The 22322-nt window shown below is 70.9% G+C and carries 24 protein-coding genes and 2 pseudogenes; 16 read left to right on the top strand and 10 right to left on the bottom strand.

Going from position 1 to position 22322, the window contains the following annotated elements:
* Positions 1 to 15: 15 nt before the first annotated feature.
* The gene (locus tag HY68_RS01240) at positions 16 to 276 is read right to left on the bottom strand and encodes a helix-turn-helix domain-containing protein (RefSeq protein WP_041983536.1); all 261 of its coding nucleotides are present in this window, start codon (positions 274 to 276) and stop codon (positions 16 to 18) included.
* 221 nt (positions 277 to 497) lie between these two features.
* On the opposite strand from HY68_RS01240, the gene HY68_RS01235 reads away from it, so the two are divergent.
* From HY68_RS01235 to HY68_RS01225, 3 genes are all read left to right on the top strand, one after another.
* Entirely contained in the window at positions 498 to 932 is a 435-nt protein-coding gene (locus tag HY68_RS01235; RefSeq protein ID WP_157874254.1) for a hypothetical protein, read from the top strand.
* Positions 933 to 1087: 155 nt separating this feature from the next.
* Positions 1088 to 1321: a hypothetical protein gene (locus HY68_RS01230; RefSeq protein WP_041983534.1), complete on the top strand. Its 234-nt coding sequence runs from the start codon at positions 1088 to 1090 to the stop codon at positions 1319 to 1321.
* Positions 1322 to 1324: 3 nt separating this feature from the next.
* Complete coding sequence (locus HY68_RS01225; protein WP_157874253.1) at positions 1325 to 2518, top strand: site-specific integrase; 1194 nt, start codon at positions 1325 to 1327, stop codon at positions 2516 to 2518.
* A 138-nt stretch (positions 2519 to 2656) separates the two neighbouring features.
* Here the strand turns inward: HY68_RS01225 and HY68_RS39445 are convergent, their stop codons facing one another.
* Positions 2657 to 3178 (bottom strand): hypothetical protein, encoded by a 522-nt coding sequence (locus HY68_RS39445; protein WP_157874252.1) that lies wholly within the window; start codon positions 3176 to 3178, stop codon positions 2657 to 2659.
* 215 nt (positions 3179 to 3393) lie between these two features.
* On the opposite strand from HY68_RS39445, the gene HY68_RS01215 reads away from it, so the two are divergent.
* Complete coding sequence (locus tag HY68_RS01215; RefSeq protein WP_041983532.1) at positions 3394 to 3624, top strand: hypothetical protein; 231 nt, start codon at positions 3394 to 3396, stop codon at positions 3622 to 3624.
* A gap of 3 nt (positions 3625 to 3627) precedes the next feature.
* Here the strand turns inward: HY68_RS01215 and HY68_RS01210 are convergent, their stop codons facing one another.
* The 3 genes from HY68_RS01210 to HY68_RS01200 form a co-directional block, all read right to left on the bottom strand.
* Positions 3628 to 4587, bottom strand: coding sequence for an LLM class flavin-dependent oxidoreductase (locus tag HY68_RS01210; protein ID WP_198533183.1), 960 nt, complete (start codon positions 4585 to 4587; stop codon positions 3628 to 3630).
* 79 nt (positions 4588 to 4666) lie between these two features.
* Positions 4667 to 5425, bottom strand: coding sequence for a DNA-formamidopyrimidine glycosylase family protein (locus HY68_RS01205; protein WP_041983530.1), 759 nt, complete (start codon positions 5423 to 5425; stop codon positions 4667 to 4669).
* Positions 5426 to 5497: 72 nt separating this feature from the next.
* Positions 5498 to 10129 carry an ATP-dependent helicase gene (locus tag HY68_RS01200; protein ID WP_041983529.1) on the bottom strand — a complete coding sequence of 1544 codons (4632 nt, stop codon included), beginning with the start codon at positions 10127 to 10129 and terminating at the stop codon, positions 5498 to 5500.
* A gap of 138 nt (positions 10130 to 10267) precedes the next feature.
* Between HY68_RS01200 and HY68_RS01195 the strand changes: the two genes are divergently transcribed.
* A complete protein-coding gene (locus HY68_RS01195) occupies positions 10268 to 11011 on the top strand; it encodes an AzlC family ABC transporter permease (RefSeq protein ID WP_041983528.1) in 744 nt (247 codons plus the stop codon).
* Positions 11008 to 11316, top strand: coding sequence for an AzlD domain-containing protein (locus HY68_RS01190; protein WP_041983527.1), 309 nt, complete (start codon positions 11008 to 11010; stop codon positions 11314 to 11316). The genes HY68_RS01195 and HY68_RS01190 overlap by 4 nt, the downstream gene beginning before the upstream one ends.
* 68 nt (positions 11317 to 11384) lie before the next feature.
* On the opposite strand, the gene HY68_RS01185 is transcribed toward HY68_RS01190, so the two are convergent.
* Positions 11385 to 12353 (bottom strand): hypothetical protein, encoded by a 969-nt coding sequence (locus tag HY68_RS01185; protein ID WP_041983526.1) that lies wholly within the window; start codon positions 12351 to 12353, stop codon positions 11385 to 11387.
* A gap of 79 nt (positions 12354 to 12432) precedes the next feature.
* Here HY68_RS01185 and HY68_RS01180 point away from each other — a divergent pair, with 79 nt between their 5' ends.
* From HY68_RS01180 to HY68_RS40270, 10 genes and pseudogenes are all read left to right on the top strand, one after another.
* Entirely contained in the window at positions 12433 to 12627 is a 195-nt protein-coding gene (locus HY68_RS01180; RefSeq protein ID WP_041983525.1) for a DUF3046 domain-containing protein, read from the top strand.
* Between the two features lie 72 nt (positions 12628 to 12699).
* Positions 12700 to 13944 carry an AI-2E family transporter gene (locus HY68_RS01175; RefSeq protein ID WP_052456978.1) on the top strand — a complete coding sequence of 415 codons (1245 nt, stop codon included), beginning with the start codon at positions 12700 to 12702 and terminating at the stop codon, positions 13942 to 13944.
* Between the two features lie 101 nt (positions 13945 to 14045).
* Positions 14046 to 14906: a class II fructose-bisphosphate aldolase gene (locus HY68_RS01170; RefSeq protein ID WP_052456977.1), complete on the top strand. Its 861-nt coding sequence runs from the start codon at positions 14046 to 14048 to the stop codon at positions 14904 to 14906.
* Between the two features lie 5 nt (positions 14907 to 14911).
* Positions 14912 to 15742 carry an HAD-IA family hydrolase gene (locus HY68_RS01165; RefSeq protein ID WP_041983523.1) on the top strand — a complete coding sequence of 277 codons (831 nt, stop codon included), beginning with the start codon at positions 14912 to 14914 and terminating at the stop codon, positions 15740 to 15742.
* Positions 15720 to 16370 (top strand): dihydroxyacetone kinase subunit DhaL, encoded by a 651-nt coding sequence (dhaL, locus tag HY68_RS01160; RefSeq protein WP_041983522.1) that lies wholly within the window; start codon positions 15720 to 15722, stop codon positions 16368 to 16370. Before HY68_RS01165 ends, dhaL begins: the two co-directional genes overlap by 23 nt.
* A gap of 10 nt (positions 16371 to 16380) precedes the next feature.
* A complete protein-coding gene (gene dhaK, locus HY68_RS01155) occupies positions 16381 to 17376 on the top strand; it encodes a dihydroxyacetone kinase subunit DhaK (protein WP_041983521.1) in 996 nt (331 codons plus the stop codon).
* 46 nt (positions 17377 to 17422) lie between these two features.
* Positions 17423 to 17635, top strand: a complete 213-nt coding sequence (locus HY68_RS01150; RefSeq protein ID WP_041983520.1) for an EF-hand domain-containing protein — start codon at positions 17423 to 17425, stop codon at positions 17633 to 17635.
* Positions 17636 to 17828: 193 nt separating this feature from the next.
* Entirely contained in the window at positions 17829 to 18965 is a 1137-nt protein-coding gene (gene recA, locus HY68_RS01145) for a recombinase RecA (protein WP_041983519.1), read from the top strand.
* Positions 18848 to 19561: pseudogene (gene recX / locus HY68_RS01140) on the top strand (recombination regulator RecX); the annotation flags it as partial. The gene recA and the pseudogene recX, both read left to right, overlap by 118 nt.
* Before the next feature lie 142 nt (positions 19562 to 19703).
* Positions 19704 to 20141 (top strand): annotated as a pseudogene (locus HY68_RS40270) (FtsX-like permease family protein); the annotation flags it as partial.
* Between the two features lie 28 nt (positions 20142 to 20169).
* Here the strand turns inward: HY68_RS40270 and HY68_RS01135 are convergent.
* The 4 genes from HY68_RS01135 to HY68_RS01125 all read right to left on the bottom strand — a co-directional run.
* Positions 20170 to 20556 carry a rhodanese-like domain-containing protein gene (locus tag HY68_RS01135; RefSeq protein WP_078863373.1) on the bottom strand — a complete coding sequence of 129 codons (387 nt, stop codon included), beginning with the start codon at positions 20554 to 20556 and terminating at the stop codon, positions 20170 to 20172.
* Positions 20553 to 21128, bottom strand: coding sequence for a cysteine dioxygenase (locus HY68_RS01130; protein ID WP_078863870.1), 576 nt, complete (start codon positions 21126 to 21128; stop codon positions 20553 to 20555). The genes HY68_RS01135 and HY68_RS01130 overlap by 4 nt, the downstream gene beginning before the upstream one ends.
* 75 nt (positions 21129 to 21203) lie before the next feature.
* Entirely contained in the window at positions 21204 to 21275 is a 72-nt protein-coding gene (locus HY68_RS46165; RefSeq protein WP_347560645.1) for a putative leader peptide, read from the bottom strand.
* Positions 21276 to 21323: 48 nt separating this feature from the next.
* The coding region (locus HY68_RS01125; protein WP_041983513.1) for an FAD-dependent monooxygenase at positions 21324 to 22322 on the bottom strand (999 nt) is incomplete at its 5' end.

Here is a 22322-nt window from a genome sequence, read left to right as displayed (position 1 = left end):
CGGATTCCTTGCTTTCTAGGCGGTGGCGCTCTGCTGCTGGCGGGCCAACCACTCTCGGTAACCGGAGAGCGGGTACCGCACAATCGAGCCTTCGAACTTCGTCCACTTCGGGCCGATACCGGCGTGCCGCCACTGCCCCAGAGTCCCCACGGGGATCTTGGTGCGCATGCACACGTCCTTCGGTGTGAGCCACTCCTCGGTCGTCAGATCCGAGGTGGCCTGGTCCGTACTGGGCGGCTCCGGCGCACGACCACTTTCAGTGGTCACGTCAGGCATGGATGACCCCTTCACTCGCTAGATGGCCTGATGACCTCTTGCTCCCTATAGCTAAGCACTGCGACGCTTCACTGACAACTAGAAGTGGTCAGTGATTTACGAATCTTTCAGGGCCTTCGTCGCGTTCGGGGCTCGCAAGAGTCTTGGGGAGCTTCAGAATGTTCAGACGATGGCGGGGCGCTACGATCTCCACATCCGAGTTAGGTCTGGAGGGAGTCGGCGTGGGCAACCTGTCCCAGCTGCTCGTCGACCACCTCCGCCAGCGTGACCTCAGTGCACGCCAAGGTGCCGAGCGGTCCGGCATGCACTTCGAGTCGTTCCGGAAGATCCTGGCCGGCCTGACCGAGAGGCCGCGGGATGCCACCCTCCTGAAGATCAGCAACGGCCTCAGTATCCCCATGGCCCGCCTCATCGAGGCGCGCGCAAAGGATGCCAACGAGCCTTACGAGGGCTCGGGACCGTACGAGGTCCAGGACATCACCACCACGGGCGCCCTCGAGATCGCTATCGCGCGTGTCGCCGAAGTCTCCGACGAGGACCTGCCTGAGGTTCGCCGGCATCTCGAAGAGCTGATGAGGGCTGTGCAGGACGCCGAGGCGGGTCGGGTGCAGACCGCAAAAGCGGCAGAAAAGGACCGTCAGGGCAAACGCGAGTGACTGCGCGAACCTCCTGAACCTCCTGAAGTCCCCGTAACGTTGAATCATCACATTTATCGATTCAGCCTACCCATACACCCACATGGGCGTAATACTGCACTTCCTTGCACATGCCGCACCGGACTCGTGGGGGGTCGGTGCAGTAAGGCGCTGCCATGTCTGTTCGCTGGATCGTCCTCCAGCACGAGCTCCTCCCGGCGGCCGTGCGTGCAGCAGTTGTCCGTGACCCACAAACGGGGGACTGGCTGCTCGTCGCGCCGTCCGACATCAGCGACCCGAACCTGCGGTACGCGATCGTCCGCCAGCTCCTCGCCCAAATTCGCCACTGGGAAGGACACGGCGTTCAAGTGACGGAAGTCTGTGGCGAACTCCTTAGAGCAATGGGGTAGTTGATGGCGCACGTTCGTGACCTCTGGCACAAGAAGGGGCCCGACGGGAAGTTAATCGAGAGCAGGTACTACGGCGTCGGCAAGCGCTGGCAAGCTCGTTGGTGGACCCCGGACGGCGCCCCGAAGACGAAGCTGTTCGCGAAGAAGGTCGACGCGGAGAAGCACATCACCAAGATGAGCCACTCGCTGCTGGCCGGCGACTATCTCGACCCGGAGGCCGGGAAGGTGACGGTCCGGAAATACGCCTACGACTTCTGGCTGCCGGCCCAAGGGATCATCGACCGGAGCTGGAAGGAGTACGAGGGGGCTCTGCGGCGGTACCTCATGCCCGAGTGGGGCGGGCGCGAGATGCGGACCATCAAGCCCTCGCAGGCCGGCGCATGGCAGGCCTTGCTGACCAGCAAGTACGAGCTGTCAGGTGGGTATCCGAACCGCGTCGCCCGCTACGTTCGCTCGGTGTTCAGACTGGCCGTGATCGACAAGGTGATCCATGCCAGTCCCTTCGACGGCATCAAGGCCCCGACGCTCGTCGAGTCCACCGTCGATCCGCCGGACGTTGCGGAAGTCCAACTGCTCATGTCCCACGCGTACGCGGACTTGTGGGAAGAGCTGATCGAGGTTGACGCCCTCACCGGACTCCGATCAGGCGAGCTTCGCGGCATGCGTGTCGACAAGATCGATTTCCTCCGTAAGAACTACCGCGTCGAAGAGCAGTTGGTGTACGAGGCGGGGAGGGGCCTGCATTTCGACGACCTCAAGACCGGTGCGGGTAAGAGGGTGATCCCTCTCAACAACAGGGCGCTCAACGTTCTGGCGGCGCGCATCGCGAAGCACCCCCCACCGACGGAGGGGCCCTGGAAGGGGCTGATCTTCACAATGCCGGGCGGCAAGCCGGTCGGCGAGAGCACGATTGACTGGGCGCTCAAGAACATCTGCCGTAAGGCGGGGGTTCGCCCCAGGCACATGCATGAGCTCCGCCACCACTACGCCTCGGTGCTGATCGCGGGGAAGGAAAATCCGAAGGTCGTCCAGAAGCGTCTCGGGCACAAGGACGTCCTGACGACCCTTCGGATCTATGCGCACCTGTTCAACGAGGCGGAGGAACAGACGAGGGATGTCCTGGATGACGCCTGGGCGCCGGAGGTAGAGAAGTCGGCGCCGCGGGAGCGGCTTGCGACGGTCTCCAAGATCACGTAACTCTCGCGTAATGCGAAGATCAACAACCGCCAAGATGCCAGGTAGGGCCATGATCGCGAGAAGCACGCGTGGATGTTCCAGGCGGAAAGCGCCTGAGCGGGTCCTTGGTGACCCGCAAGGGGGCGCTTGTCGGCCCGCTTACTTGCGGGGCCTCAGTGGCTCACAGCCCGATACCGAGACGACGCCATCGCTCTTCGTAAGAGTGATGATGATTCGTTCGTCGGCGTTCGCCGCCTTGGCTTGCGGCACGGTGGCGGGGTCGGCGGGCTTGGTCGTGATGCCGCAGAACTCTACGAGCCCCTTCTTGGCGCCCTCCGAGGTGTACATGCCTGCGGGAATGTCCTCGCCCACGACATAGTCGCCGTCCGGATACTCTTCCGCCGTCTTCTTGGCGGGCTTCTCGCCCTTGGCGGACCCTGCGGGTTTGTCGTCGTTGCCGGCCTTGTTGCTCGTGGCAGCAGGCTTGTCGGCGGGTGTGGGGCCGGATGCCTTGTTGTTGTCTCCGCCGCTCGCGGCGATGCCAATGATCACGAGGAGTGCGACGACCCCGAGGCAGCCGAACCCGGCGATCTTCCCCGCCTTCTTTTTCTTGGGCGGCGGTGGCCCGGCCGGCATCTGATGGCCCGGCTGCTGCGGCTGATTAGGGTACTGATGGCTCACTTGAGAGGAACCCCTCAACTCGATCGGGTTATAGGTGTGTTGGTGGGGGGCTGCGCAATCTATCGAGAACCGGATCATTCGGGGGGTTTCGCTGGAGCCTGTCAGCCTTTCGGGTGACGTCGCCGGTAGTGGCCGTATCGGCTCTGGATGCGGGGTGGGGTCCGGCGGGGGAGACTGCGGGGGACGGCGGTCTGCGTCGGTCCTAGGAGGTGGCCATGGCGAAGCGAATAGTGCTGCTTCCCGCGCTCGCTCTTGGCGGCCTGTGGTGGTGGGCCGCGTTGCGGCTGGCGCTGATACCCGGGCAGGCCGGGGCCTTCGAGGGGGCCGTGGTGGTCGGTGGGTGGGGGTTGAGTCTGCTGCCGGTGCATGTGGCTTCGCGGGCCGCGATGCAGGCGGAGGCGGCCGAGAAGGCGGCCCGAATACCCGGCGGCGTCGAACATTCGTAGTTCTCAGGGGGAGAGCGTCAGGCCGGGGATCAGCTCGGCGATGTGCCCCAGTTGGTCGATGCGCTTGCCGGGGTCGGTGGTGCCTATGCGGCAGACGATGTGCCGCGCACCCGCCGCTAGGTAGTCCCGGAGTCCCGATGTCACGTCCTCGGGTGTACCGGTGAGCAGCAGTTGGATCTTCGACAGTTCTTCGAGCGAGAGCCCGTAGGTGCCCTTGATGTACGGGGCCAGTTCCGCGCGGCCCCGCTCCGCGTCCTCGGCGATGAGTACCGTCACGTACAGCGCGGGAGTCACCGCGCCCGGGGCGCGTCCTGCGGCTGACGAGGCGCTTCGTATCTGGACGAGACCGTTTTCGTACTCCGCCGGCTCCGGCGGGTAGGGCAGCCAGCCGTCGTAGTCGCGGCCCGTGCGGGCGAGCGCCGTGGGTGAGGCGCCGCCCAGCCAGAGTGGCGGGCCGCCGGGCCGGTAGGTCCTGGTGGGCTCGGGCAGGGCGTCGAAGTGCAGGAATTCCCCGTGGAACGAGCCGGACGGCTCGCCGCTCCAGAGGTGGCGCCACAGGGCGACCGTCTCGTCCAGGCGGGCGAACCGTCGCTCCCAGGGCACCTCGGACAGGTCGTACAGCGGCCGGCCGAACCGGCCGGGGAAACCCGCGCCCAGGCCCGCGATCAGCCGTCCGCCGGAGAGCAGGTCGACCGATGCCAGGGCGCGCGCTGCCGTCAGGGGCCTGCGTAGTACCGGCATCAGGACCGCGGTACCGAGGGTGACCCGCTCGGTCGCCGGTGCCAGCGCGGCCAGCAGCGTCAGCGGTTCGATCTGGGGCGACAGGAGCGTGTCGTTGACCCATACCGAGTCGAAGCCGAGACGTTCGGCGCGTACGGCGAACGCGATCAGCTCCCGGGGGTCGTCGTCGCTGCCCCGGACGGTGGTGTCGAGCAGGACGCCGATGCGGATGTCGTCAGTCATGTGACGCATCGTGCGACCGGGGCGGAGCCGGAACAATTCCCTGCCGGGTATGGCGGCTTCGGCGCGGAGCGGGACGCGGTCAGGGTGTCGGGCCCGTCTGGCAGTTCGGGCACCAGTACGTCGGGCGGTCGGCCTGGTCGGCCTTGCGGATGGTCGCGCCGCAGCGCGCGCAGGGGCGGCCGGCCCTGCCGTAGAGGTAGATCCGCCGGTCGCCGCCGGGGCGTTCCCTGTTCGCCTCCAGGAGCTTCTTCGCCGCCGTCACCAGGCGCTCGGGCGAGGGGACCTGTCCGACGGGGAGCCAGGGCGTGACCCGGGCGAGGAAACAGGTCTCGGACTTGAAGATGTTGCCGACCCCCGCGAGATTGCGCTGGTCCAGCAGGGCCTCGCCGACGGGGCGCGCCGGATCGGACAGCAGATTGCGCAGGGCGGTGTCCGGGTCCCAGTCCGGGCCGAGGAGATCGGGACCGAGATGGCCCACCACCCGCTCCTCGTCGGCGGTACGCAGCAGCTCCAGGACCTGGAGGCGGTAGCCGACCGCCGTGCGCTCGGCCGTGCCGAGGACCGCCCTGATCTGGTGCCCCGCGCCACCGCGCCAACGCTCGCCCGGTGCGTACACCTTCCAGGCGCCCTCCATCCGCAGATGCGAGTGCAGGGTCAGACCGCCCTCGACCCGGGTGAGCAGGTGCTTTCCGCGCGGGGTGACGTCGAGGACCGCGCGGCCGGTGAGGTCGGCCGTGGCGAACCGGGGCACGCGCAGGTCGGAGCGGGTGAGCAGCTGCCCGGCGAGGGCGGTGTGCAGACGGCGCGCGGTCTGCCAGACGGTGTCTCCTTCGGGCATGTCATCCATCATGCGTGAGGTGGGACGCGGACGCGGACAGGTGGGAGCGGGGCGCGGGCGGCGCCTCGCCGGTCAGGGGCGCAGTCGCAGGCCTCTCGGGGTGGCGTTGAAGCCCGCCTTCTCCAGCGCGCCGCCCAGCGGCGAGGTCAGGGCCGGGGTGCCGTTGGCCCGCTCCACCGTGAGGCTGCCGAGCGCACCGGCCCGCGCCGCGTTCGCCAGCGCCTCGGCCGCCGCCTGGAGCGCCGGGTCCTGCGGGTCGGTCGGCCAGGCCAGCAGCGTTTTGCCGCCGCGCTCCAGGTACAGCGTCAGCTCGCCGTCGACGAGGACGACCAGCGAGCCCGCCTTACGGCCGGGTTTGTGTCCCGCGCCCGCCGGGGGCTCCGGCCAGGACAGCGCCGCTCCGTACGCGTTGGCCGGGTCGGCCGCGGCCAGGACCACGGCGCGCGGCGACGGATGGGCCTCGGCGCGGTCCCGGGCGGTGGAGGCGGCGCGCAGCCGGTCGACCGCGCCGTCCATGGCGAACTGGGCGGCGCCCAGCCCCTCCACGACATAGCCGCGCCGCGCCTGGCCGCTGTCCTCGAAGGCGGAGAGCACGCGGTAGACGGCGGAGAAGCCGCCGCTCACCCCCTCGGCCGCGACCGCGCCCCTGGTCACGACGCCGTGCCGGTCCAGGAGGGTACGGGCCAGGGCGTGGGCGCGATGCGTGGCGTCCTGCTCGCGGCCGGGGACCAGCGACCAGCGGCCGCTGACCGTCGGCGGTCCCGTACGGGACGCGGGCCTGGCCGCCGCCGTGAGCGTGCCGTACCGGCCGCGCGGCACCGGACGGCGGGCGCGGTGCGCCGTGGACCCGGCGGTTCTGCCCGAGCCGAGCAGCGACCGGAGCGGGGCGAGGGTGTCGTTGGTGAGCCGGCCCGACCAGGCCAGGTCCCAGACGGCGTCGGCCAGTTGGGAGTCGGTCGCGTCGGGATGGGTGGTCGCCCGGACCTGATCGGCGATCTGCCGGAAGAACAGCCCGTAGCCACCGGCGAGCGCGGTCAGCACCGACTCGTGCACCGCCGTCAGCTCCAGCGGATGCGGCTCGGGCAGCAACAGCGGCGCGTTGTCGGCGAGGTAGAGCGAGACCCAGCCGTCCTTGCCGGGCAGCGCCCCGGCGCCGGCCCACACCACCTCGCCCGTGGTGGTCAGTTCGTCCAGCATGGCGGGGGAGTAGCCGGAGACCCGCGACGGCAGGACCAGCCGCTCCAGCGCCGACGCCGGTACCGAGGCGCCCTGCAACTGCTCGACGGCGCGGGCGAGTCCGTCGATCCCGCGCAGACTGCTGGCGCCCAGATGCTGCCACTGGGGGAGGAACGAGGCGAGCGCGGCCGGCGCGACCGGCTCCAGCTCCTGGCGCAGCGCGGCGAGGGAGCGGCGGCGCAGTCTGCGCAGCACCGTGGCGTCGCACCACTCCTGGCCGATGCCGGACGGATGGAACTCGCCCTGGACGACGCGGCCCGTGGTGGCGAGCCGTTGCAGCGCGCCGTCCGTGACGGCGGCGCCGAGCCCGAACCGCTCGGCCGCCGCCGACGAGGTGAACGGGCCGTGCGTACGGGCGTAGCGGGCGAGCAGGTCGCCGAGCGGGTCCTTGACGGGTTCCATGAACGCCTCGGGGATCCCGACCGGCAGCGCCGTGCCCAGCGCGTCCCGCAGCCTGCCCGCGTCCTCGATCGCCGCCCAGTGGTCGGCGCCGCCGACGCGCACCTTGATGGCGCGCCGGGCGGCGGCCAGCTCCTCGGCCCAGGGCGGTTGCGCGCCGCGCTCCGCCAGCTCGGCGTCGGTGAGCGGGCCGAGGACGCGCAGCAGGTCGGCGACGCCTTCGATGTCCTTGATCCGCCGGTCCTCCACGAGCCACTGGAGCTCCTGCTCCAGTTCGGTGAGGACTTCGGGGTCGAGCAGCTCGCGCAGCTCGGCCTGGCCGAGCAGCTCGGCGAGCAGCCGCGAGTCCAGCGAGAGCGCGGCGGCGCGCCGCTCGGCCAGCGGCGAGTCCCCCTCGTACAGGAACTGCGCGACGTAACCGAACAGCAGGGAGCGGGCGAACGGGGAGGGCTCGGTCGTGGTGACCTCCACCAGCCGGACGCGGCGGGACTCGATGTCACCCATCAGCTCCGTGAGCCCCGGCACGTCGAACACGTCCTGGAGGCATTCCCTGACGGCTTCCAGCACGATCGGGAACGAACCGAACTCGCTGGCCACCTGGAGCAGTTGGGCGGCGCGCTGGCGCTGCTGCCACAGCGGGGTGCGCTTGCCGGGGCTGCGGCGCGGCAGCAGCAGGGCGCGCGCGGCGCACTCGCGGAACCGGGCGGCGAACAGGGCAGAGCCGCCGACCTGGTCGGTGACGATCCCGGCGATCTCGCCCCGGTCGAAGGCGACGTCACCCGCCCCGACGGGCGCCTGTTCGCTGTCGAAGGTCGTGTCGAGCGTGGTGTCGAGACGGGACGGCTCCTCGTCGAGGAGGTCGAGACCCATCAGATCGGCGTCGGGCAGCCGCAGCACGATGCCGTCGTCCGCGTGCATGACCTGCGCGTCCATCCCGTACCGCTCGGCGAGCCGGGCGCCGAGGGCCAGCGCCCACGGGGCGTGCACCTGGGCCCCGAACGGGGAGTGGATGACGACACGCCAGTCGCCCAGCTCGTCGCGGAAGCGCTCGACCAGGATCGTGCGGTCGTCGGGGACATGACCGCAGGCTTTGCGCTGCTCGTCCAGGTACGAGATCACGTTCTCGGCGGCCCACGCGTCGAGTCCTGCGGTCAGCAGCCGCAGCCGGGCGTCCTCGGCGGAGAGGGCGCCCACCTCACGGAGGAACGCGCCCACCGCGCGGCCCAGCTCCAGCGGGCGGCCCAGCTGGTCGCCCTTCCAGAACGGCAGCCGCCCCGGGGTGCCGGGGGCGGGGGTGACCAGAACCTGGTCACGGGTGATGTCCTCGATCCGCCAGGACGTCGTACCGAGGGTGAAGACATCGCCGACCCGGGACTCGTAGACCATCTCCTCGTCCAGCTCACCGACCCGGCCGCCGCCCTTCTTGGGGTCGGAGCCGGCCAGGAACACACCGAACAGGCCGCGGTCGGGGATGGTCCCGCCGGACGTGACGGCCAGCCGCTGCGCGCCGGGCCGGCCGGTGACCGTGCCCGCGACGCGGTCCCACACCACCCGGGGGCGCAGCTCGGCGAACGCGTCCGACGGATACCGCCCGGCGAGCATGTCCAGCACACCGTTGAAGGCCGAGTCGGGCAGCGAGGCGAACGGCGCCGCGCGGCGGGCCAGCGCCAGCAGGTCGTCGGCCTGTCTGCTGTCCAGGGCGACCATCGCGACCAGCTGCTGGGCCAGCACGTCCAGCGGGTTGGCGGGGACACGCAGCGCCTCGATGGAGCCGGTGCGCATCCGCTCGGTGACGACGGCCGCCTGCACCAGATCGCCGCGGTACTTGGGGAACACGACACCTGTGGAGACCGCCCCGACCTGGTGTCCCGCGCGGCCGACCCGCTGCAGACCGGAGGCGACCGACGGCGGCGACTCGACCTGGATGACCAGATCGACCGCCCCCATGTCGATGCCCAGCTCCAGACTGGACGTCGCCACGACGGCCGGCAGCCGGCCGGCCTTCAGATCCTCCTCGACCTGCGCGCGCTGCTCCTTGGAGACCGAGCCGTGGTGGGCACGGGCGAGCAGCGGCGGCGCACCCGCGGCGGCGCCGGACTGGGCCATCACCTCGGCGGGTGAGTGCTCCTGCGGCATCGGCTCGCCCGTCGCCCGTTCGTACGCGATCTCGTTGAGCCGGTTGCACAGCCGCTCGGCGAGTCTGCGGGAGTTGGCGAAGACGATCGTGGAGCGGTGCGCCTGGACGAGATCGGCGATGCGCTCCTCCACATGCGGCCAGATCGACGGCTTCTCGCCGCTGTCCGTCTCGGAGGCGGGCGAGCCGCCCAGCTCACCCAGATCCTCGACGGGGACGACGACGGAGAGATCGAACTCCTTGCCCGACGGCGGCTGGACAATCTCCACCCGGCGCTGCGGCGACAGGTAGCGCGCCACTTCCTCCACCGGGCGGACCGTCGCCGAAAGGCCGATGCGGCGGGCGGGGCGCGGCAGCAGCTCGTCAAGACGCTCCAGTGAGACGGCGAGATGCGCGCCGCGCTTCGTCCCCGCGACGGCATGCACCTCGTCGAGGATCACCGTCTCGATCCCCGCGAGCGCGTCACGCGTGGCGGACGTCAGCATCAGGAACAGCGACTCGGGGGTGGTGATCAGGATGTCGGGCGGTTTCGTCGCCAGCGAGCGCCGCTCGGCCGCCGGGGTGTCACCGGAGCGGATGCCGACCCGCACCTCGGGCTCGGGGCGGCCGAGGCGGACCGACTCCTGTCTGATGCCGGTGAGCGGGCTGCGCAGATTGCGCTCCACGTCGACGGCGAGGGCCTTCAGCGGCGACACGTACAGCACCCGGCAGCGCTTCTTCGCGTCGGCGGGCGGCGGCGTCGAGGCGAGCTGGTCCAGCGCGGCGAGGAAGGCGGCGAGCGTCTTGCCCGAGCCGGTCGGCGCCACGACCAGCACGTCGGACCCCTGCTCGATGGCCCGCCAGGCACCCTCCTGCGCCGCGGTGGGCGCGGAGAAAGCTCCCGTGAACCAGCCGCGGGTCGCGGGAGAGAACGAGTCGAGCGCAGTCCGTGCCATGCCTCCCATCGTGCACCCGACCACTGACAAACGCCTGGACCTGGGGAAACAGGCGTCCGCCCGCGCGAAGCCCGAGCCGAGGGCGGCGGCGCGAAACGGACGCGACATCGCCGGGCGCCGCCGCGTAACGTCCCCGACGTGACAGAGACAGCATCAGCCGGCTCCGACAAGGACATACCGCCCGACTCCGCACGGCCCGACTCGGCCGTCGTACGTGACGCGCTCGGCGTCGGCATCGCGGTCGGCCTGTCCGGGTTCGCCTTCGGCGTCACCTCGTCCGGCGCCGGACTCACCGTCCTGCAGACCTGCGCGCTCAGCCTGCTGGTCTTCACCGGTGCCTCGCAGTTCGCCCTGGTCGGCGCGCTGGCCGGGGGAGGCAACCCGCTCACCGCGGCGGCCGGCGCGTTCTTCCTCGGCGTCCGCAACACCTTCTACGGGCTGCGGCTGTCCCAGCTGCTGCGCGTGCCGGGGCCCGTACGTCCCTTCGCGGCCCATTGGATCATCGACGAGACCACCGCCGTCGCCCTGGCCCAGCGCGACCGGCGCGGCGCCAGGCTCGGCTTCACGGTCACCGGGCTCACCCTCTACGTGCTGTGGAACCTCACCACCCTCGGCGGGGCGCTCGGGGCCGAGGCCCTCGGCGACACCGACCGCTGGGGTCTCGACGCCGCAGGGCCCGCCGTGTTCCTCGCGCTGCTCGCGCCCATGCTCCGTACGACGACCGAGCGCACCGTGGCAGGTGTCGCCGTAGTCCTCGGGCTGGGCCTCCTGCCGGTGCTCCCCGCCGGTGTTCCGGTCCTGGTCGCCGGACTCGCGGCGCCCGCCGTGCTCTTCCTCCAGGGCCGCAGGGCCGCCGAGCGCCGGAAAGGAACGGACCGTTGAACATCTGGATCGCGATCGGCGCCACCGCCGTCGGCTGCTACCTCGTCAAACTGCTGGGGCTGCTCGTGCCGGCCGGGGTGCTGGAGCGTCCCCTCGTGCAACGGCTGTCCGCGCTGCTCCCGGTCGCCCTGCTCGCCGCGCTGACCGCGCAGCAGACCTTCAGCACCGGTGGTTCCCTCGTCGTGGACGCCCGCGCCGCCGGGGTCGCGGCGGCGGCGGTCGCGCTGATCCTGCGCGCGCCCTTCCTGGTGGTCGTGGCGGCTGCCGTCGTCGTCACGGCGGGGGTACGGGCACTCGGCGGCTGACCTGCGAGCGGCGATCGGGGAGGCCGACCGGAGACGGCGGGACAGGGGACGGCGGGGACAGAGGGCCGTCAGTCGATGGCGCGGCCGTGCGCCCGTAGCGTCCGCAGCGCCTCGATGGTGACGATCGGCCGCCACTCCAGCGCCGTACCGGGCGCCCACGCACGCCAGCTGATCGGCCAGCCGCCGTCCTCGTCCTGTTCGGCGGCGAGGAAGTCGAGGGACCGCGCCATCTCCGCTTCGGTGAACCAGTGGCGGGCCAGCGAACCGGGCACGCGCGCGTAGTCGTGCGGGAAGTGGTGCTCGTCCGGTGCGTAGCCGGGCGGCACCGGGTAGTCGGCGCGGCGCCGCGGATCCAGCACCGCCATGCGGTTGTCGCGCACCAGCCGGCCGAGCCGGTCGGCGGCGGCCTCGGCTCTCGCCCGGTCGGGGACGCCGTCCAGGAAGGCGACGGCGGCGACGACCTCGTAAGGATGCGACTGCCTGGTCTCGCCCAGCGCGTCCACGGCAGCCCAGCAGAAGTCCGTCGCCCGGAACAGCCACGCGTGCCAGACGCCGTTGCGGTGCAGCAGCCCGGCCACCGGCCCCGTCGCCAGCAGCTCGCCCGCCGGCTCGTCGACGACCGGCAGGAACGGCGCGTACGGATAGCCGCGCAGCGAGGGATGGAGCGCGGGCAGCGCCCCCTCCGGCGTCGAGACCGACGTCAGATAGCGGCAGACCCGCTCGATCCGTGGTCCCTCGCAGCGGTGGACGGAGTCCAGCACCCGCAGCGCGTGCGCCGTGTGCAGCGGCTGGCTGACCGGGCCGCGCAGATCGGGCTCCAGGGCATGGCCGTATCCGCCGTCCTCATTGCGGTAGGCGGCGAGCGCGGTCTCGACGGCGGCGCCCCGGCTCTCGGAACCGCCGGAACCGCCACCCGCCTCGGCGCTCTCCAGGAAGTGGTAGGCGAACCGCCGCTGTTCCAGCACGCGGGCCGTCAGCCACACGAAGTGCTCGGCGCGGGCGAGAGGGGACGCGGTGGACGCTCCGGTTCCGGACATGCACCGACCGTAGGCCGCGACCTCCGTGGACGGGGGCGGACCGGCGCTGCTGCACTCTCAGGAGCGGGATACTGATGTCATGCGGTTGACGATTTTCTGGGAACGGATGAACGACCACTTCGGCGCCGCGTACGCCGACTCGTTCGCCCGCGACCACGTGATGACCGAACTGGGCGGCCGTACGGTCAACGAGGCGCTGGACGCGGGCTGGGAGGCCAAGGACGTCTGGCGCGCGGTGTGCGCGGTCATGGACGTCCCGGCCGACAAACGGTGACGGACCGTACGCAGCGGGGCGCTCACGGCAGCCGCGGGACCGGATGTCCTACCGGTAGGCGAGACTGACCCTGTGGCACCGACTGACGAGACCGTGACCGGCACAGCCCCGGACTCACCACCAGCGACCGCGCCCCCGGTCACCCCGCCTCCCGAGGCGGCCGAGGGCGACGGCAAGGCACGCATGCCCCGCTGGCTGCCGCGCGCCCTGGTGCTCGCCCTGCTGCTCTTCGCCGGGTTCCAGCTGGGCAATTGGGCGTTCCATCAGCTGATCGGGCTGCTCACGAACGTGCTGATCGCGTTCTTCCTGGCGCTCGCCGTCGAACCGGCCGTGAGCCGGATGGCAGCCAGAGGGGTACGGCGAGGACTCGCCACCTTTTTGGTCTTCTTCGCCGTGCTGGTCGCGGCCGCCGGGTTCGTCGTGCTGCTGGGTTCCATGCTCGCCGGGCAGATCGTCCATCTCGTCGAGGACTTCCCGCAGTACCTGGACTCGCTGATCAACTGGATCAACACCACCTTCCACACGAAGCTCTCCCGGTTCGACGTCCAGGACAGCCTGCTGCACTCGGACTGGCTGCAGAAGTACGTCCAGAACAGCGCGAGCGGTGTGCTGGACGTGTCCACCACGGTGCTCGGCGGTCTCTTCCGGCTGTTGACGATCTTCCTGTTCTCGTTCTACTTCGCCGCCGACGGCCCCCGGCTGCGGCGCGCGCTGTGCTCGGTGCTGCCCCCGGCCAAACAAGCCGAGGTGCTGCGCGCTTGGGAGATCGCGGTCGACAAGACCGGTGGCTACATCTACTCGCGCGGCCTGATGGCGCTGATCTCCGGCGTCGCGCACTACATCCTGCTGGAGATCCTGGGCGTGCCGTACGCCCCGGTGCTCGGCGTGTGGGTGGGGCTCGTCTCCCAGTTCATCCCGACCATCGGCACGTATCTCGCGGGCGCGCTGCCCATGCTGATCGCCTTCACCGTCGACCCCTGGTACGCGGTGTGGGTGCTCGGGTTCGTCGTGGTCTACCAGCAGTTCGAGAACTACGTCCTGCAGCCCAAGCTCACGTCGAAGACCGTCGACATCCACCCCGCCATGGCCTTCGGCTCCGTCATCGCCGGTACGGCGCTGCTCGGCGCCGTGGGCGCGCTGATCGCCATCCCGGCCATCGCGACGCTCCAGGCCTTCCTCGGCGCGTACGTGAAGCGCTACGCGGTGATGGACGACCCGCGCGTGCACGGCCGCAGGCGGGGCGGCGGGCCACCGCTGCCGAGCCGGATACGCGGTGTGCTGCGCAGGCGCGAGGACGGGGTGCCGCCGCAGCGGTAACCCCCGGGCGGCCCCCTGAGGGCGGGCGGATCCCTGTCGAGTGGCGGAGCCGGACCGGCTGGCGTCGAATGGATGGGGCGAGTCCGAACTCTGGAGGCAACGTGCCTGTCGTGCCGCTGACCGACATCCTCTCCGACGCTTTCCAAGAGCGGTACGGCGTGCCGGCCATCAACATCTTCAACGATCTGACGCTGGAAGCCGTGCTGGCCGCCGCCGTGGAGCACGCCTCGCCGCTGATCGTGCAGACGTCGGTGAAGACGGTGAAGTCGATCGGCAGCGACGTGCTGTACCAGATGTGGACGGCGATGACGGCCGGCATCGAGGTGCCCGTCACGCTCCACCTGGACCACTGCCCCGAGCGCGACGTGATCAGCGAGTGTCTGCGGCAGGGCTGGAACTCCGTGCTCTTCGACGCGTCGCGGCTGCCGGTCGAGGAGAACATGCGGCAGACCGTCGAGGTCGTCGCCGAGGCGCGTAGCTTCGGCGCGCAGGTCGAGGGCGAGATCGAGTCGATCACCGGCGTCGAGGACGGGGTCGGCAGCGACACCGAGGCCGAGCGCCAGGACCTCGACGTCGCGCTGCGCTTCCTCCGTACGACGCAGGTCGACGTGTTCGCACCGGCGATCGGCAACGCCCACGGATCGTACAAACAGGCACCGGTACTGGACGCCCAGCGGGTCAGCGACATTGTCGCCGCCCATCCGCTGCCGATCGCCCTGCACGGCGGCAGCGGACTCTCCGACGAGCAGTTCCACGACCTGATCTCCCGGGGGTGCGCGAAGGTCAACATCTCGACCGCGCTCAAGGAGAAGTTCATGAAGTCGAGCCTCACCTTCCTCGAAACGGCGGCCGAGCGGCAGAAGTGGGATCCGCCGTCGCTGTTCCGCTCCGTACGGGGCGACGTGATGGAGATGACCGGCTCGCTGATGACGCTGTTCGGCAGCGCGGGCCGGGCGAGGTGACTGCCGTGCCGGCCGCACGTTCCACCGCCTATGCGCTCGTCTTCGACTGCGACGGCGTGCTCGCCGACACCGAGCGCTACGGGCATCTGCCCGCCTTCAACCGGACCTTCGAGGAGTTCGGCCTCCCCGTGCGCTGGAGCGACGCCGAGTACGCGCGGAAGGTCACGGTCGGTGGCGGCAAGGAGCGGATGAAGACGCTCCTCACCCCCGAGTTCCTCGCCGAGACGGGACTGCCCAGCGACCCCGACGCGCTCGACGCGCAGGTCGCGCGCTGGCACCGGCGCAAGACCGAGATCTACCAGGGGATCATCGCGAGCGGGGCCATTCCGCCCCGGCCCGGCGTGCGGCGGATCGCCGAGGAGGCGGCAGCGGCGGGCTGGACCCTGGCGGTCGCCTCCACCTCGGCCGAACCGTCCGTGCGCAGTGTGCTCGAACTCGCCGTCGGCGCCGGGCTGGCCGCCCGCTTCGGCGTCTTCGCCGGGGACATCGTGCCGCACAAGAAGCCGGCTCCCGACATCTACGACTACGCCGTGGCCGGGCTCGGGCTCGACCCGGCGCGGGTCGTGGTGATCGAGGACAGCCACAACGGACTGCGCGCCGCACTCGGCGCGGGTCTCGTCTGCGCCGTCACCACCAGCGCCTACACCGGCCAGGAGGATTTCACCGGAGCCGCGCTCGTGGTGACGTCCCTTGGCGACCCGGCGCCGGACGAGACCGTCACGCGCGTGCTGGACGATCCGCTCGGCGCCCACCCTGAGCCCTGTGTGCGGCTCGCGGACCTCCAGTTCCTGCTCGCAGCCAGTCAGGAGAGCCATGTCAACGACAACAGCCGATGATCTGGAGTTCGTCGTCAGGACGATCGCGCGTACCGCCGTCGACAACGAGCGCGCGTTCTCGGACCTCGACGCCGTGGCGGGCGACGGTGACTTCGGCTACTCGCTCGCCCGGGGCTTCGAGATCGTCCTCGCCGACTGGGACACCTTCGACCGCGAAACGCCCGCCACCTTCCTGAAGAAGGTGGCGATGGTGATCTCCAAGCGGGTGGGCGGGACATCGGGCCCGCTGTGGGGCACCGCGTTCCTCCGCGCGGCCACGGCGCTGGGTGAGCGCACCGATGTGAGCGGGGAGGACGCGGTCGCGATGCTGCGGGCGGCGACCGAGGGCATCAAGGCGCGCGGCAGGTCCGACGTCGGGGACAAGACGCTGCTGGACGCGCTGGTGCCGATGACCGACGCGCTGGAGCAGGCGCTCTCCGGTGCCGGCGGACCGGCCGAACTGGCCGGGATCGCCGCGTCCACCGCCCGTAAGGCAGCCGACGCGACCACCCCGATGCAGGCCATGCGGGGCCGCCAGAGCTACACGGGGGAGCGCAGCATCGGCTCGCCCGACCCGGGCGCCGTCGCGGTCGCCGTCATGGCGGAGCGCGTCGCGGCCGAATGGAACTCCCGCACGGACGAGAGCTAGGAGCGAGCGCATGAAGAAATTCGTGAACGATCCGAAGAACTTCGTCCCGGAGATGCTGGAAGGGCTGGCCCTGGCCAACCCCGGCACCCTCCGGTACGTCCCCGAGTACAACCTGATCATGCGTGCCGACGCTCCGCAGGCCGGCAAGGTCTCCATCGTCCAGGGGTCGGGGTCGGGCCACGAGCCGTCCCATGTCATGACCGTCGGCAAGGGAATGCTCGACGCCGCCTGTCCGGGTGACATCTTCTCGGCGCCGCCCACCGACTACGTGTACGAGACGGTCAAACTCGTCGCCTCGCCCAAGGGCGTCCTGTTGCTGGTCAACAACTACACCGGCGACCGGATGGCCTTCGAGATGGCGGAGGAGCTGTCGGCGGCCGACGGCGTCACCGTCCGCACGCTGTTCATCGACGACGACGTCTCCGTACAGGACTCGACGTACACCGTCGGCAGGCGCGGTGTGGCCGGAAACTTCTTCGTGATGAAGGCAGTCGGCGCGGCGGCCGAGCGGGGCGCCGACCTCGACGAGCTGTACCGGATCGGCGAGAAGGTCAACTCCGTCACCCGCACGATGGGCATGGCGCTCACCGCCTGCACCCCGCCCGCCAAGGGCTCCCCGCTCTTCGACCTGCCCGACGACGAGATCGAGATGGGCGTGGGCATCCACGGCGAGCCCGGCCGGCGGCGGGAGAAGCTGCGCCCGGCCAACGAGATGGTGGCGGAACTCGTCACCACCGTCGTGGACGATCTGCCGTTCGCCTCCGGCGACAAGGTGGCGCTGATGCTCAACGGCCTCGGCGGCACGCCGATCGGCGAGCTGTACCTGGCGTACGGGCTCGCGCACCGGCAGGTCACCGAGCGCGGGATCGAGATCAGCCGCAGTTACGTGGGGGAGTACTGCACCTCGCTCGACATGGCCGGCGCCTCCGTCACGCTGGTCAGGCTGGACGACGAGATCGCCGAACTCCTCGCCGACCCGGCCGAGATCGCGATCCGCGTCTTCTGACAGAGTGGTCCGCCGTCATCGGTCACACACCCGGGAGGGACCCCTCATGGCGGACACAGCGGCACTCAGGGCGGCATTCGACCAGTTCGACGTGGACAAGGACGGCGCGATCACCGCGGCCGAACTGCGCGGCGTGCTGGCGGAGCTGGGCGCGGGCGTCATCTCCGAGGAGCAGGCGGCGTCGCTCCTCGGCGCCGCCGACGCCGACAGCGACGGCCGGGTGACCTGGGACGAGTTCCTCGCGGCGCGCGCCCGCTGACGCCACGGCCGGCCAGGGAAGTCCCTGGCCGGCGTGGTGCGCTTGACAGGAAAATCGAACATCCATTCTGATTGGGCACCGGTCGCCGGGCGCCGCCGGAGGGCGCCGGGCGGGACGTCAGGACGCATTGTCAGTGGCAGGGGATAGCGTCAGTGACGTGAAGCGATCGACTCAAGCAAATCGGGTGGAACCCATGGCAGGAACCGACCGCGAGAAGGCGTTGGACGCCGCTCTCGCCCAAATTGAACGGCAATTCGGCAAGGGCGCGGTAATGCGCCTCGGCGAGCGGCCGAACGAGCCCATCGAGGTCATCCCCACCGGGTCGACCGCGCTCGACGTCGCGCTCGGCGTCGGCGGCCTGCCGCGCGGCCGTGTGGTGGAGGTGTACGGACCGGAATCCTCCGGTAAGACGACCCTGACCCTGCACGCGGTGGCGAACGCGCAGCGACTCGGCGGCACGGTGGCCTTCGTCGACGCGGAGCACGCACTCGACCCCGAGTACGCGCAGAAGCTCGGCGTCGACATCGACAACCTGCTGCTGTCCCAGCCGGACAACGGCGAGCAGGCGCTCGAAATCGTGGACATGCTGGTCCGCTCGGGCGCGCTCGACCTCATCGTCATCGACTCCGTCGCGGCCCTGGTGCCGCGCGCGGAGATCGAGGGCGAGATGGGCGACTCGCACGTCGGCCTGCAGGCGAGGCTGATGAGCCAGGCACTCCGGAAGATCACCAGCGCGCTCAACCAGTCCAAGACCACCGCGATCTTCATCAACCAGCTCCGCGAGAAGATCGGTGTGATGTTCGGCTCGCCGGAGACCACCACCGGTGGCCGGGCGCTCAAGTTCTACGCCTCGGTGCGGCTCGACATCCGCCGGATCGAGACCCTGAAGGACGGGACGGACGCCGTCGGCAACCGCACCCGGGTCAAGGTCGTCAAGAACAAGGTCGCACCGCCCTTCAAGCAGGCCGAGTTCGACATCCTCTACGGCCACGGCATCAGCCGCGAGGGCGGCCTGATCGACATGGGCGTGGACGAGGGCTTCGTGCGCAAGGCCGGCGCCTGGTACACGTACGAGGGCGACCAGCTCGGCCAGGGCAAGGAGAACGCCCGTAACTTCCTCAAGGACAACCCCGATCTCGCCAACGAGATCGAGAAGAAGATCCTGGAGAAGCTGGGCATCGGGGTGAGGCCCGAGACGCCGGCCGAGCCCGGCGCCGACGCGGCGAGCGGTCCGGCCCCGGCCGGTTCCCCGGTCGACGACGCGGCGAAGTCGGTGCCGGCCCCTGCAGCCAAGGCCAAGTCGGCCAAGGCGGCAGCGGCCAAGAGCTAGTCCGCACCGTGCCTTATCCGAAGAGGCGGCGCGCGGAAGAGCAGGGCGGCAGTTCGGGCTCGTCGAGGGCCGAGCGGGAACTGCCGCCCCAGGACCCGGCCGAGCGGGCGCGGGCAATCTGCCTGCGCCTGCTCACCGGCATGCCGCGCACCCGTAAACAGCTGGCGGAGGCCCTGGCCAAACGCGACGTCCCCGAGGATGTCGCCGAGGAGGTGCTGTCCCGTTTCGTGGACGTGGGGCTGATCGACGACGCGGCGTTCGCCGGCGCCTGGGTGGAGTCCCGGCACCACGGCCGGGGCCTGGCCCGCCGCGCCCTCGCCCGTGAACTGCGCACCAAGGGCGTGGACTCGACCCTGGTCGACGAGGCGGTCGGCCGGCTCGACCCGGAGCAGGAGGAGACGACCGCCCGCGACCTGGTCGCCCGCAAGCTCCGCACCACGCGCGGTATGGAGCGCGACAAACGGCTGCGCAGGCTCGTCGGCATGCTGGCCCGCAAGGGCTACTCCCAGGGCATGGCCCTGCGGGTGGTCAAACAGGCGCTGGAGGAGGAGGGCGAGGACACCGAAGGACTCGACGAGGGGCTGCACTTCGACTGACGTGCCCTGCTGCCACGGGGGACGACCGGGGACGACCGGGGGGGGGAGCCCCACCCCGGAAACACAGGTCCACTCCAATGCACAGACGGTTGTGCACAAGCGACTGTGTAGTCATGGACGTCGTCAGAGGATCGATCGAGGGCTTCGGCGAGGACTCGGCGACGGCACACCGGCCACCGTCACCGTGCGCGCCGTCTACGCGCGGGGTCTCGGATTCGGCGATCTGACGCTTAGCCACGACCTGTTGGCACGGCACATGGACAATCCGCTCGCCGCTGCCGTCCCGGGAGTTCGCGATGATGCGGCTCACCGGCGGGACCCGCCGGCAGGCGCTGCGGATGCTGCGGACCGAGGCGCTGGTGCTCGCCCTGCTGGCCGCCGTCATCGGCACGGGCATCGCCCTCGCCGTCCTGACCGCTTTCAGCGTCGGCATGACGGGCGGCGCGGCGCCGGCCGTGCGGCCGTTGGAGTACGCGGGTGTGGTCGGAGCGGCCGGGCTGCTCGCGCTCTCGCCACCGCCCTGCCGGGCAGGGCGGCGCTCGGGACCCGCCCGGTGGAGGTCGCGGCCGCCCGTCAGTGAGCGGTACGGCGGGCACGTACGGCAGCGGTCACCGCGCGACCGGCAGCCCTTCGGCCTGCCAGGCCTGGAAGCCACCGATCAGGTCGGTCGCGCGGTGCAGCCCGAGCTGGCGCAGGGACACGGCGGCGAGACTCGACGCGTAGCCCTCGTTGCAGACCACCACCACCCGCAGGTCGTGGCTGGTGGCTTCGGCGGCGCGGTGGCTGCCCCGCGGGTCGAGCCGCCACTCCAGCTCGTTGCGCTCCACGACCAGCGCGCCGGGGATCAGTCCGTCGCGCTCGCGCAGCTCCTGATAGCGGATGTCGACCAGCAGGGCCCCGTGCGCGGCCTCGTCGAAGGCCTCCTTGGCACTGACCCGGTCCAGGTCCTCGCGGACCCGCTCCAGCAGTTCGTCGATGCCGACCGGCTCGGTCACTGCCACTCCTCGGGAACCTCGACCTGCTCAAGGCGGAGTACGGAGCCGGTGCGGCTGTAGCGCCGCATCAGCGGCAGCGGGGGGAAGTACGCGTGCACGGAGACCGCGTGCTCGCCCGCCGACTCGTTGCGCACCTCGTGGACATGGTGCTCACCGAACGCCTTGCCGTCACCCGCCGTCAACTCCCGGTGCCGGTCGACCCCTTCGGCCAGCTCCAGGGTCTTCCACCCCTCGGTGGGCAGCCGGGCGGCGAGGGAGTCCTCCTGGAGCACGCCCGCCGCCGTGGCGAAGGCGCCGTGCGAGCCGCCGTGGTCGTGCCAGCCGGTGCCCGTGCCGGGCGGCCAGCCGATCAGCCAGGCCTCACTGCCGGACGGGCCTTCGAGCCGGATCCACGTACGGCCCTCGGGGTCGAGGGGGAGCGAGTCGATCAAGGTTTTGTCGGCCGCTGTCCTGCGGACGAAGTCGAGAAGCTCGGTCGCGGTCGGGCCCGCCCCGACGGCCGGCGCGGGCACCGGGGGAGCGGGCGTGGCGACGGCAGCGGCGGAGGCAGGGAGCGATACGGGAGTAGACATCATGACCGTCCTGAGAAGTTCGCGAAAATGCGCTGCCGTGGTGTCACACGGCACGCGCGCGGAAACGAAGGCGAATCAGCAGGACGGGCGACACACGCAGCCCGCGTAACGGAGCAGGTCCACATGAACCCTCCGCCACAGGCGCACATCGGTGTCAGTCACGCTCTGTACTACACCATGAGGGGTCGAGCGCGGTCAATTGATGTTCACAATGCGGTCGCCCCGTTCCGCATCCGTGTCGGCCGCCGAAGGAGAGCCGCCGCGCGCCGCGTCGGCCGCCGCGTAGAGGTCGGCCGGACGCACCCCGCCGAAGGCGTCGACAAGATGCCCGTCGGGCCGTACGAGCAGCACGTTGTGCGCCGATGCCCCCGGGTACGCCTCGGTGACCAGCAGCTCGGCCCGCACGGGTAGCGCGGTCACGGCGGCGGCGAGCCGCGGCATCACCCCGGCGGTCAGCCAGTGCCGCCGGTCCCACACCCCGGTCCCCGGCGCGACCAGCACGACCAGCAGCTGCCCGCGGCCGAGCCGGTCCCTGAGCCGCGCGGACGTACCGTCCGGCGTCGTCACCCGTACGTCGGCGACAGGACCGCCGAGGGCGGTGCCGACCGCCGTGCTCCCCTGGGCGTGCGGAGGCGCGAGGGGGGAGTGCGGGTACGAGGGGGGCGCGCCCAGCGGTCCGTACCCCAGATGCCCGTCGGCGAGCAGGGTGTCGTGACCGCTCGCCGCACCCGGCAGATACGTCCGCAGCCCGCCACCGCCGCGCAGTATCGGCAGGGACTGGTCGGCGGCGCGCAGCCGCCCGGCGACGGCGGTGCGCCGCTCCGCCTGGTAGCTGTCCAGCAGCGCGGGCGACGCGCCGTGGTGCCAGGCCTGTGCCAGCTTCCAGGCCAGGTTGTCGGCGTCCCGCAGCCCCTCGTCGAGCCCCTGGGTGCCCACGGCGCCCAGCAGATGGGCGGCGTCCCCCGCGAGGAAGGCACGGCCCACCCGCCACCGCCTGGCCAGCCGGTGGTGCAGCGTGTAGACGCCGGTGTCGAGCAGTTCGTACGGGGGTGTCTCGCCGCACCAGCCGGCCAGGGTGTCCCGCAGCCGCGCCACCAGCGCGTCGGGTGTGACCAGCTCACCCCGGGCGGGCAGCAGCCAGTCCAGCCGCCACACGTCGTCCGGCAGCGGCCTCGCCGACACCTCGTCGCCGCC

This window comes from Streptomyces sp. AcH 505, from assembly GCF_000818175.1.
Taxonomy (GTDB): Bacteria; Actinomycetota; Actinomycetes; order Streptomycetales; family Streptomycetaceae; genus Streptomyces.
Note: the sequence above shows the minus strand (reverse complement) of the source record. Positions and strands in the feature narration are given on the sequence as shown.